The organism is Paenibacillus camerounensis (genome assembly GCF_000723885.1).
Lineage (GTDB): Bacteria > Bacillota > Bacilli > Paenibacillales > Paenibacillaceae > Paenibacillus_AQ > Paenibacillus_AQ camerounensis.
Window position 1 is genome coordinate 1 of the sequence record NZ_CCDG010000038.1, and the last position, 12,174, is coordinate 12,174.

8 protein-coding genes are annotated in these 12,174 nt (G+C 53.9%); 3 read left to right on the forward strand and 5 right to left on the reverse strand.

Annotated features, from left to right (window positions below; genetic code table 11):
• Positions 1–145: 145 nt before the first annotated feature.
• The 5 genes from pgmB to BN3772_RS14205 all read right to left on the reverse strand — a co-directional run bounded on the left by pgmB (position 146) and on the right by BN3772_RS14205 (position 8,405).
• Positions 146–3,196 (reverse strand): beta-phosphoglucomutase, encoded by a 3,051-nt coding sequence (pgmB, locus tag BN3772_RS14185; RefSeq protein WP_086074577.1) that lies wholly within the window; start codon positions 3,194–3,196, stop codon positions 146–148.
• 25 nt (positions 3,197–3,221) lie between these two features.
• A complete protein-coding gene (locus tag BN3772_RS14190) occupies positions 3,222–4,313 on the reverse strand; it encodes a carbohydrate ABC transporter permease (protein ID WP_042200192.1) in 1,092 nt (363 codons plus the stop codon).
• Positions 4,314–5,429 carry a carbohydrate ABC transporter permease gene (locus BN3772_RS14195; RefSeq protein WP_042200194.1) on the reverse strand — a complete coding sequence of 372 codons (1,116 nt, stop codon included), beginning with the start codon at positions 5,427–5,429 and terminating at the stop codon, positions 4,314–4,316.
• 94 nt (positions 5,430–5,523) lie between these two features.
• Positions 5,524–6,948, reverse strand: a complete 1,425-nt coding sequence (locus BN3772_RS14200) for an ABC transporter substrate-binding protein (protein WP_042200277.1) — start codon at positions 6,946–6,948, stop codon at positions 5,524–5,526.
• A 452-nt stretch (positions 6,949–7,400) separates the two neighbouring features.
• Entirely contained in the window at positions 7,401–8,405 is a 1,005-nt protein-coding gene (locus BN3772_RS14205; protein WP_086074578.1) for a LacI family DNA-binding transcriptional regulator, read from the reverse strand.
• A 420-nt stretch (positions 8,406–8,825) separates the two neighbouring features.
• On the opposite strand from BN3772_RS14205, the gene BN3772_RS14210 reads away from it, so the two are divergent.
• The 3 genes from BN3772_RS14210 (at position 8,826) to BN3772_RS14220 (ending at position 12,019) form a co-directional block, all read left to right on the forward strand.
• Entirely contained in the window at positions 8,826–9,842 is a 1,017-nt protein-coding gene (locus BN3772_RS14210; RefSeq protein WP_042200195.1) for an LLM class flavin-dependent oxidoreductase, read from the forward strand.
• A gap of 477 nt (positions 9,843–10,319) precedes the next feature.
• Positions 10,320–11,333: a hypothetical protein gene (locus BN3772_RS14215; RefSeq protein ID WP_042200197.1), complete on the forward strand. Its 1,014-nt coding sequence runs from the start codon at positions 10,320–10,322 to the stop codon at positions 11,331–11,333.
• Between the two features lie 17 nt (positions 11,334–11,350).
• On the forward strand, positions 11,351–12,019 hold the full coding sequence (locus BN3772_RS14220) for a sortase (protein ID WP_052380505.1): 669 nt from the start codon (positions 11,351–11,353) through the stop codon (positions 12,017–12,019).
• The last annotated feature ends 155 nt before the right edge of the window (positions 12,020–12,174 follow it).

Genomic DNA, 12,174 nt, shown 5'->3' on the forward strand with positions numbered 1-12,174 from the left:
CTCTTACTCTTACTCTTACTGTTACTCTTTCTCTTACTGTTACTGTTTCTCTTTCTCTTTCTATTTCTATTTCTGTTACAGTTTCTCTTTCTATTTCCGTTTCTGTTACCGTTACTCATTCCCGTGCTGCAATGAGTTTCACCTTCTATGTCCTCCTGCCCTTCCCGCCGAACAGCTCCAGCAGCTTCTCTGCTGTCAGCTCTGCGGTGGAAGGCAGCAGCAGATCAGCTGCGGCAAGCTGCTCCCGGCGGCCGATGCCGACGGCCAGCATGCCGGCGGCTTTGATGGAGGCGATGCCTGCCGCCGCAGCCTCTATGCCGATGCAGCCCTGCGGCGGGACTCCAAGCAGCTCTGCTGCAGTGAGGAAAATCTCCGCATCGGGCTTGCCCTTCTGCAGCGCCGCCGGATCGGCGATGGCCTGGAACCGCCGGCCGATACCGAGCCGCTGCAGAATCAGCGGCGCGTTCAGGCTGGCCGAAGCCAGCCCGCAGGCGATGCCCTGCTGGGCAAGGGAATCCAGCAGCTCCGGGATTCCCGGCAGAAGCTCTGCCGGCGTCAGCTGCTCAAGCAATTGCCTGTAGCCGGCATCTTTTTTGTCCGCCAGCGCCAGCCGCTCAGTATCCGTCAGCCTGAGCGGGCTGCCCTCCAGTATAACGTCCAGCGCATCCATACGGCTGACACCCTTCAGCCGCTCGTTCACTGCCCGGCTGAACGGGATGCCCAGCTCACCGGCCAGCGCCTGCCAGGCCTGATAATGCAGCCCGGCGGTATCGGTGATAACGCCGTCCAGATCGAAGATCACAGCCTCCAGCTGCCGGGCCAGCGGCAGGCTTACCGGCTGCTGCGGATGCAGCAGCACAGGCTGGCCGCGGTGCCTGATCTGCAGTCCGGTTCCTTCCAGCAGCGTATAAACCGCTGCTTCGCTGCCGATCCAGACGTCGAGCAGCTGGCCGCGGGCGGTAACCTTGAAGCGAAAACTCTGCCACTGCTCCGGCAATGCCGGATCAAAGCACAGCATACCGTGAGTCTGCCGCAAGCCGCCGAACCCGTTCACAATCGACATCCAGGAACCGGCCATTGCAGCCATATGCAGCCCGTCCTTGGCGTTGCGGTTAATATCATCCAGATCCATTCGAACCGTACGGTCGAAGTAGCGGTAAGCCGCAGCCAGATCGCCGATCTCGGCCGAAATAATACTGTGGATGCAGGGCGACAATGAAGAATCATGGGTCGTCAGCGGCTCATAGTACTGATAGTTGCGGATTTTATCGACCAGACGGAACTTGTCTCCAAGCAGGAACATGGCCATGACGAGATCGGCCTGCTTCAGTACCTGATGTCGGTAGATCACCAGCGGATGAAAATGCAGCAGCAGCGGGTATTTATCTGCAGGTGTATGCTCAAAATCCCATTTCTGCTTACTCAGGAACGTATCATCCTGAGCGTAAATGCCCAGCTCCTCATCAAACGGAATGAACATCCGGTCGGCAGCTTCCTTCCACAATTCCGCTTCCCCGTCAGTTAAACCGATCCCCTGCCGGAGCCGTTCATAATCAGACGGATACTCCCGTTCCAGCAGAAGGGACGTCTCATAGGCATAGTTAAGCTGATCCTGAACCATCAGATTCGTATAGGCATTGTTATTAACAATCGCCGTATACTCATCCGGTCCCGTGATTCCGTTAATACAAAAGGCCCCGCCGCGTGCCGGATTAAAGTACCCCAGGTCTGCCCAGAAGCGTGAGGTTTCGAACAGGATTTCCGCTCCCCGGCTGACCAGGAACTCCACATCCCCTGTTGCCTGTACATACTGCTTAATTCCGTAGGCAATATCGGCATTTATATGCGCCTGGGCCGTACCCGCCGGGAAATATGCCGAGTTCTCGCTTCCGTCAATAGTGCGCCATGGATACAGCGCGCCTTTCTGAGACAGCAGCCCGGCCTGCTCCCGCGCCTTATCCAGCGTGGCATAGCGGAATTCCAGCAGCTTCCGGGCAGTCTCCGGCTGGGTGTAGGTAAAGAACGGCAGCATGTACATTTCCGTGTCCCAGAAATAATGGCCCTCGTATCCCTCACCAGTCAGGCCTTTGGCGGCGATGTTCGTCACCCCGTCCCGGCCGGTGGACTGCAGCAGCTGGAACAGATTGAAGCGGATGCCCTGCTGCAGCGCCGGGTCTCCCTTGATTTCCACATCGGTATGTGCCCAGAACCGGTCAAGATACGTGCGCTGTTCATCCGCAAGTCCGTTGAATCCGCAGCCTTCCGCCATCTCCAGCACACTGGCGCTCCGCTCCCGCAGCTCCTCCTCCGGGTAATCCTTCGAGGTGTGATACGTTATATATTTAGTCAATATAACGGTTTCCCCGCACTGCATCCCGGCCGCATGGCTGACCGAGATGTGCTGCCCTTCCAGCTGCCGCTCCACCTCGCGGCCCTCCAGCTGCTGCTCCGTCTCGCGGCCCGACGCCGCCTGCAGCCTGTGGCTTGCAGCCGTCAGCAGCGCAAACCGCGTATGCCGCGTCCGCTGCCGCATCCACAACATCCCAGCAGCTTCATCATAGCCGCTGTCCTCCAGCAGCAGGCTCGGCTCGGCACCGCCGGAGCCGAGCCGCGGATCACTGCTGGCCCCGGACCGGCGGATCTCCCCGTCCAGCGCCGAGACAAACTGCAGCGTGCCGGCGAAGTTCAGCGCCGTCACGGCGTAATCAATCGCGGCCAGATGCTTGTGCCGCAGACAAACCATCCGCCGAATCGCGAGCTTCACCCGCTGCCCGGCAGGCGACTCCCATTCCACCTCGCGGTGCAGGAGGCCGGTCTGCATATCCAGCCACCGCCGGCAGCTGTGCACCTTTCCGCTGTCCAGCCGGAAGGCATGCCCTTCAATCTCCAGGCCGATAACCCGCGCGTCGGTCACATTCAGCATCGACTGATTAACCGCAGGCAGCCCGTAAGCGCCCTCTGGATAGACGATAGGCTCTGAATCGTAGAATCCGTTCAGGTAATTGCCGGCCACCGTGGTGCCGGCCGTTCCGTGATAGCCCTCCTCGAAGTTGCCGCGCATCCCGATATAGCCGTTGCCGAGCGCGAACACGCTCTCGCTGCGCTGATTATACTCCTCCTCATAGGTATCCTCACCCAGGCTCCATTCCCTGTACGGGTACAGTGCAGGCGGATGCTCATACGGCTTCATCTTCATGACAGTCCTTCTCCTCCATTCGCTGTTAGCCTTTCACGGAGCCGCCCATCAGCCCTCTGACAAAATACTTCTGCAGCAGGAAGAAAATCGCCAGCGGCATCAGCATCGAGATAAAGGCGGCCGAGGTCAGCAGATGCCAGTCATTGCCGCGCGAGCCGACCAGATCGGCGATTTTCATCGACATAACCTGCACCGACGGCTGGTTGCCGATAAAGATCAGCGACACCAGGTAATCGTTCCATACCCAAAGGAACTGGAAGATGCCAATGGAAGCCAGCGCCGGAACGGACAGCGGCAGAATCAGTCTGCTGAATATCGTAAAATGGCTCGCACCGTCAATAAACGCCGACTCGAACAGATCCTTGGGCAGCTGGCTGATAAAGTTGTACATGAAATACGTAACCAGCGGCAGGCCGAAGGCGGTATGCGCCAGCCAGATCCCCAGATAGCTGCCGTTTAGCCCCAGCGCCGTGTAATCCTTCAGCACCGGGATCAACGCAACCTGAATCGGAATGACCAGCATCGCAATAATGATGACGAACAGGGTTTTGCGGCCCGGAAACCGCAGCCAGGCGAAGGCATACGCGGCAAAAGAGGCTATCAGCACCGGAATAACGGTAGCCGGCACCGCAATCGTCAGCGTATTCCAGAAGGCCTGGGATAAGCCCGTACCCTTTTGCGTTGTCTCACTGCCGTCGGCTTCCTTGAGCTTATACTCCTTGCCGGACAGGACATTATTGTAATTATCAAGGGTCAGCTCAGGGGTTGTCTTCCAGCCCTGCTCCTGCACGTTCACCGTGCGTGCTCTGCGGTTCTCCCAGATCAGGCGGCTGTCATCTGCCTTCACGCCCGCTTTTAGCTCATCATCGCTGTAGGTCTTGCCGTTTATCTCAATGGGAGCGCGCAGGTCTGAATCCTTGGACAGCTGCAGCGTCTCGCCGGCCGTCCACTCCTGATGGGGAAATACCTTCCACCAGCCAGTCTGCAGAATATCCGCCGCCGGGCGGAAGGAGGAGATAAACAGTCCCAGTGTCGGAAGCAGCCAGAGGAAGCAGATCACGCCAAGGGTAATATTAACGAGCGTTTTACCGCCTTTTCTTTTCTTTTTGCCGACCATTTAGAATCCCCCCTGCTTGCGGAACTGGCGCAAATTAATCAGAATAACAGGCAGCACTGCGATCAGGAGCACAATGGCCAGCGTCGAGCCGTATCCGAAATTCCGGTACATAAAGAACTGCCGGTAGAACTGTGTCGCAACAACCTCTGTATCGTATTGACCTCCCGTCATCACCATGACGACGTCAAATATTTTCAAGGTAAAGACAATAATGGTAGTGGTAACTGTAAGAATAGTTGCAGATATGAATGGTATCATAATGCCGAAGAAAATCTTGATTTCACTGGCACCGTCAACGCGTGCGGCCTCCAGAATATCATCGGGAACCCCCTTGATCGCCGCCGAGAAAATAACCATCGCAAACCCCGTCTGCATCCAGATCAGGATGAGAATGAGGAAAAAGTTGTTCCAGGGCTGCAGCATACTCGTCCACGCCTGCGGTTCGCCGCCAAAAAAGGTGACCATCGCATTCAGCAGTCCAATCTGCTCATCGCCCGGCTGATAATAGTAGACAAACTTCCAGATAACGCCTGCGGCCACGAAGGAAATAGCCATAGGCATAAAAATGATGGATTTGGCGATTTTTTCGTAGCTGCTGCGGTCAGCCAGGATGGCAATAAGCAGCCCCAGGCACACACAGGCCAGCGTTCCGACGAATACCCACAGCAGGTTATTGCGCAGCGCGGTAGCCATCAGCCGGTCACTGAAAATGGCAGCGTAATTGCCAAAGCCGACAAACTTTTCCGAGGAGGCATTAAAAAAGCTCAGGTACAGCGTCCGCAGCGCAGGCAGAATCAGCAGCCAGCCAAGAATCAGCACCGCCGGCCCGACGAAAATAAACGGCAGTACCCTCCTGCGGATGTGATCCGGATATTGCTCAGCCGCCCAGGTCAGGGTGTAATAGATCAGATAAACGCCAAGCACGCCCCACAGCACAGCCAGCACAGCAGTAAACAGCGGGTTAAGCGTGGAATCCCGGAAAAAGAGGAAGATCAGCCCGTTCACCACAATGTTCGCCAGCAGTACACCCAGTGATAACAGCACTGCCCTGACACTGATTTTTTGCTTGGCCTGCGTATTAGTAACGCCTGGCTTTGCTTTTAATTGTGCATCCATATTAGCTCCTCCTAATAAGAAGAAAAAGAGAGGCAGGCTGCAATGCGCTGCTGTCTGCCTCTTCATCGTTCATAACATTTCTGCTGTTCCAGCCCTAGTTGTTCCAGCCCGACTGAATCTGCTCCAGTGCCTGATCCAGTGTAGCGGTGCCGCTCACATAATCCGTCATGCCTTTCCAGAACGTACCTGCACCCACCTTGCCCGGCATGAGGTCGGAGCCGTCAAACCGCAGGGTTGAGGCTTCCTGCACCAGCTGCGCCATCCGGCGGTCAGATTCTGATTGATACCAGTCAAGCGATGCATCATTCATTGGAGCAACCACCCCGCCTGACTGTACCCAGGACTTAATGGATTCACCGGTAGTGAAGAATTCCATAACAGCGCGCACTTCCGGACGGTCGTTGAACATGGCATAGATATCACCTGCAACAAGCACAGGCTTGCCGTACTGCTCATCAATCGGCGGCAGGTAGAACCAGTCATAATCTACATCCACCTTGGCCGTTTCCGGAAAGAAGCTGGTGATAAAGTTGCCGATCAGGTTGAACCAGGCTTTTGGCGGATTATCGAACATCGGCTTCGGCGCATCACCAAATGCGGTTGTTACAATGGATTTAGTCCCGCCGTAGACATAGTCCTCGTTAAGCCATATCTTGGACATGACCTCGATGGCATTTTTCACTTCAGGAGAGGTAAAAGGCAGCTCACCGCTGACCCATTTGTCATAGTTCTCAGGCGATGTTGTACGCAGCATAATATTTTCTACCCAGTCCGTTGCCGGCCAGCCTGTTGCTGCACCGCTCTCAATCCCGATAGCCCAGGCGGGATCTCCGTCCTTGGCAATCTGCTCAGTGAGGGCCATCAGCTCATCCCATGTCTGCGGAACCGTGTAGCCTGCTTCGTCAAACTGTTTTTTCGGATACCATACAAGGCTCTTCACATTACTCCGGTTCCAGATACCAGCCATAATTTTGCCGTCTTTGCCATCCATTGTGGACATATCCAGCCAGCTCTGATTGTAATTGCCCTTGAGCTTCTCCTGATCCAGTACACCAGTCAGGTCAACGACCTTACCGGTCTTGGCAATAGAAGCAAGCAGGCCCGGCTGCGGGAAGTCCGCAATATCCGGCGCATTGCCGCCGTCGACACGGATATTTATGGTCGCTTCGAATTCCTTGGAGCCCTCATACTGGATATCAATCCCGGTTTTCTCTTCAAACTCTTTGATGCTGCTCTCAAATTTCACCTGGTCGGCATCCACGAACGGTCCAAACATGGTGACCTTGGTTCCTTTGTATTCGCCCTTCATCGCCAGCTCAAGCGGAGATCCGGGTACTGCAGAATCCGCACTATTTGTCGTATCTTTGTTGTTATCAGCAGCCGGAGCTTCTGTTGCAGCGGGACTTTTAGTCGGCGCCGCATTATTGCTGTTATTTCCGCCGCAGCCGCTCAGCATCATCGTGAACGATAAACACAGTACCATCGCAAGCGACAGCTTACGTCCTGGAGTTTTCCTCATTTGTACATACATCCCCTTATAATCATATTTAGAGATTGCATTATGCTCCAACTTCCCCGGAATCTTCGTCGTCCGGCTGCTGATCCACCTCCTTGCAAAGGTTTTCAGAACTATATGAACGGGTTTATGGCTTTCTTAAATGAAGTCCGTGCCGGCTGTTCTATTCGCTGCTCTTTGCCCACTTCAGGGCACCGACCATTCCAGCCGCACAATTATAGCGCTTACATTTCTAGATTAACACATAATGTATGCGTTTCCAATTATATTATTTTTGGTTCTATTGTCCTTTTTTTGTTTTGAAGCGACAGTATACGCGGTTTGGAGGAGATAAGGAGAAGCTCTTCTTGTGCAAAGGCCAGGTTTTTGAAAAGCTTTTCATTCTAGTGGAGACAGGCAGGTCAACGTGTACACATTCATTGCAGCGCTGTTACATTAACCTGTGCAGGCTAAGCTTACCTTTCCCTGGAGGATTCTCTCACAATCAGCTTATGCTTCATTTTCTCTTTCATTACAGCAACATTGCCCGTTGTCAGCAGTTCATGCAGCTTCTCGGCAGCCCGGTAGCCCAGCTGGTAGATCGGCTGTGCAATTGTCGTCAGCTTCGGAATAAACATCCCGGATATCCGCAGGTTGTCAAACCCGACAACGGATACCTGCCCCGGCACAAGAATATTGCGGTCTTTCAGGTACGAGATTGTACCCATCGCAAATTCATCTGCTACACAGAATACGGCGCTAAGCTCAGGATAATCGCTGAACAGCTCATGTGCCGCCTGATAAGCCTGCTCAAAACGGTGATTGGCATACTTAATCTTTCCGGCATTCCGCTCCAGCCCGAATTCTGTCAGCGCTCTGACGAACCCGGCGGCACGCGGCGGCCCTGACACCGAATTATCATGATTGAAACCAATCATACCGATCTCCTTGTGACCCAGTTCAATCAGGAACTTTACTGCATCATAGGCAGCCAGCTCATCATCCACCTCAAGGGAAGGCACTTCGAACTCATCGGAGTGGGAGGATACCAGGACAAACGGAATCCGGCAATCCGTAAGCTTCTCATAATACTCCGGATACAGCATATCACTTGCGAACACAATTCCGTCCACCTGCTTCTCATGAAACGTATCCATGTAGGACAGGGTACGCTCCAGCTCACGGTCAGTATTGCAGATCATCAGACTGTACCCGAGCTTAATACAGGCGTCCTGCATTCCGCGGATCATACCGGCGAAATACAGATTCTCAATATCCGGTATCAGCAGCCCCAGTGTAAAAGATTTTTTGTAGATCAATCCGCGTGCGAACGCGTTGGGCTGATACTTCAGCTCCTTGATCGCTTCAATAACCCTGCTGCGTTTACCCGGCACAACGGTCTCCGGCGCATTCATGACCCGGGATACCGTACTGATCGACACCTCTGCCATTCTGGCGACATCTCTTATCGTTGGCTTCATAGACTAACTTCCTTTTTTTAGAAAAGCTTTTCAAGGCGATTATAGCAGGGCTTCCGGAAATTGACAAGAGAATAAATTAAGCGTTTACATTTAAATTGGGATCATGATATGCGCCGCATTGAATATGGCGGGTGGACATGCTGCGGCTTTTTTTTAAAAGCTTCCCAAAATCCCCCCCGGCCTACGGGATGCCTGCGATTCACTCCCGCCGCTCCTCCCTGGTCTAAGCTGCTGCCAGAATGGCGAATCCCCTGCTCTGACGTTATTGATTCCCTGTTCATCCACTTCCCTGGCGCCACAAACTTACTTAAAGTGTGTAAATATTATTATTTCATGTTATACTTTTCGGGTAGATTTATTTACAGCTGCAAATACTGCTGAAAGCTTATAAATCGTATAATTCTCATACCTGGAGGGATTATTGTGAAGCAACTGCGGGATATTCCGATTTCTGTGCTGGACCTTGCTCCGATTGTAGAGGGCGGAACAGCAGCGGATTCACTGCACAATACACTGGATTTGGCACGCCATGCTGAAGAGTGGGGTTATCACCGCTACTGGCTGGCGGAGCATCATAATATGACCGGCATTGCGAGCTCAGCAACCTCTGTTGTTATCGGGCATGTAGCTGCCGGAACCAAGAGCATCCGCGTCGGCTCAGGCGGAATCATGCTCAGCAACCACGCTCCGCTGATGATTGCAGAGCAGTTCGGAACCCTGGAATCGCTGTTTCCCGGACGCATTGACCTCGGCCTCGGCAGAGCGCCAGGCTCCGATCAGGCAGCAGCAAGAGCGCTGCGGCGCGGCCTCGGCAGCGACGGCAGTGAATTCCCTGAGCAGCTTAGTGAGCTCAGAGCCTACTTCGATCCGGACGGTGCAGGATCACGCCCGCTCGGGGTACGTGCTACACCGGGCGAAGGCCTGAATGTACCCATCTGGCTGCTTGGCTCCAGCGGTTTCAGCGCCCAGCTGGCCGGACAGCTGGGATTGCCGTTCGCTTTTGCCAGCCACTTCGCCCCTGATTATCTGCTGCCTGCGTTACACCTGTACCGCACCAGCTTCAAACCGTCGGCTGCACTCAACAAGCCGCATGTGATGGTCGGACTCGGGATTACCGCTGCCGATACTGCTCCGGCCGCACGCTGGCTGGCTACTTCGCAGCAGCAGCAGTTCCTGAATATTATCCGCGGCCGCACAGGCAAGCTTCAGCCTCCGGTGGACGATATGGAGCAGCTGTGGTCGCCGCAGGAAAGAGCCCTTCTGCTGGACAAGCAGAAATACTCCATTGCCGGGGATAGAGCCTCTATCAAGGAACGGCTTCTGCAGATACTCGAAGAAACGGATGCTGATGAGTTCATCATTGCTTCCCAGATTTTCGATCATACAGCACGCCTGCGTTCCTATGAGCTGGTATCGGAGCTTGTTAAAGAAAACTAACCAAATCAGCAGATTTTTTGATCATTCAGCAAGACAGTCGCACGGATACCGGCAATCATGCCGCTCCCGGGCAGGCTGTCTTGTTTTTTATATTCACCAGACCCGGATGTTCTCAATAAAACACACCAATAAATACGATATCTAAAGAAATAAAGAACATTCCGAAGTTATCCGGCGTAAATACTGCTTCATATGCATTTTTCCCGATATTTTAAAGAAATATATATAATTTAAGCGTTTTTGTTTGTTCCCTTTATTGATTATACTGTAGTTATTCGTTATAACGAACATACATAAAAAAGATATACGCACCAAGCAGTCGCTTATTATTTCTGCATTCAGATCACCAGTAAAAATAGTAGTTCTCAAAAATACTACTTCTTTCGACAATGTAGTGGAGAAATTACGGGGTATCAGCGTTATTGTGTCGAGCTGTGGAATACGGCAGGGTGTTCGAGAAGAAAGGGGCGGCGGCGGATGAAGAGAATAGGGCAGATCGCCCTGATTGGCACGTATATAATGTTGCTCATAACTGGTGTAGTCTGGCATGCCGGAGGAGTAAGTGCAGAGGATACCATCAAGCTCACTGTTCATTCGAAGTCAAAGAGCACCGCGGTGATGAACAATATGCAGCCCGGAGACGAGAGCTTGTCAGAATACACGATGATTAATGAAGGATCACAGGCACTTGATTATTTTGTAGACTTCAAATTCCTTTCAGGAGATGCAGAGCTATACAACATCCTGGAGATGACGCTGCAAAAAGAGGGAGTAACGCTCTATTCAGGAGTAATGAGCCAGGCTGAAGGCAGGGTTGCCGTCGGCTCATTGGCTGGAGGATCAGAGGAAGCCATTCAAATGGATGTCACTTTTCCTCTGGAGGCAGGCAATGAGTTTCAGGGGAAGACGGTTAGTGTTACTTTTAACTTTACTGCTTCTGCTGTCCCGCAGCCGACAACGGAGCCCAGCCCGCTGCCTTCAGCTACACCTGCACCTTCCGCTGAAGCCACTCCGACACCAGCCGCCTCCGCTACCCCGGAGCCAACCGGAGGTCCGGGCAGTACACCTGAAGCTTCAGCTACACCAGCGCCAACATCTGAAGTAACACCAACGCCTGCAGCCACTGCGTATCCTGGCGGCACTAACACACAGGCGCCTTCGGCAACACCATCCGCCGCTGCCACGGCTGTGCCTGGAAACGGTGAGGTGACTGTAACGGATCCTCCAGTTCCGCTGGGCGGAGATGAAGGGGATAACAGCAGCAAGGCAGGACCGACTCCGGATGCAGGCAGCGTAGATACCGGCAGCACCGCTGCCCCGTCGCCTGACCAGGAGCTTGTAATCGATGATGAAGAGCTTCCGCTCTCCGGGCCGGACACCGGCAACGAGCTGCCGGATACAGCTGAGCCCTGGTATAACCTGATCCTGATCAGCACGGCAGCAGCCATCTTTAGCATCATCCTGCTGCGCAGGCTGAAGTCTAAGAAGTAAATGAGGGGGAAGAGAGTATGAGGAAGCCGCGTCCGGGGATACTTATCGCCGCCGTCCGCCTAATCCTCATACTCTCTTTGTCTGTTCTGCTCTATTCAGCATTTCAGATCTACAAAGCTCCTGCAGAGGCACGCCAGGCACTGCAAGACTGGGACAAAAAGAGGGAGGAAGCCCAAGTTCCCGCTGTTCAAGCCGAGAAAGAGATCCCCTTGCCTCCGGGGATGGTAACACTGCCTGTGCAGACAAAGAATGCACAGAGAGTATATGCGGATGGCGAGATTATCGGTGAGATTTATTTTCCCGCACTGGACCGCAGGGTTGCTATTCTTGAAGGGACGCAGCGCGCACAGCTGAAGAAAGGCGCCGGACATTATTCGGGGAGCGCAGCGATCGGCACGGACGGCAACAGTGTGCTCGCCGGACACCGGGATACAGTGTTCCGCGGACTCGGCACACTTGCGGAGCATGATCTGATCGAGGTAGAAACGCTCGATGGAACGTTCATTTATGAAGTGACCGGCAGCACCATTGTCGACGGAGAGGAGCGGGGAGCTATTCAGCCGAGCAGCACTCCTGTACTTACACTGATTACCTGCTATCCTTTCAGCTATGCAGGAACGGCGCCGGAACGGTATCTGCTGTCTGCCGTGCTGATCAAGAGCGAGCCGCCGCAGAAGCAAGAGTGAGTTAGCCGGCAGACGTCCGATCTGCCAAAAGATGAGTCCGCGCACGGAACATGATAATATAGTACTGCGAGTAATGCGGCAGGCAACACCGGCTGTACCGGCATACCCGGGCAGCCTGTTTTTGCGGCAGTTATCAGGCTTATGTATAGGGCACC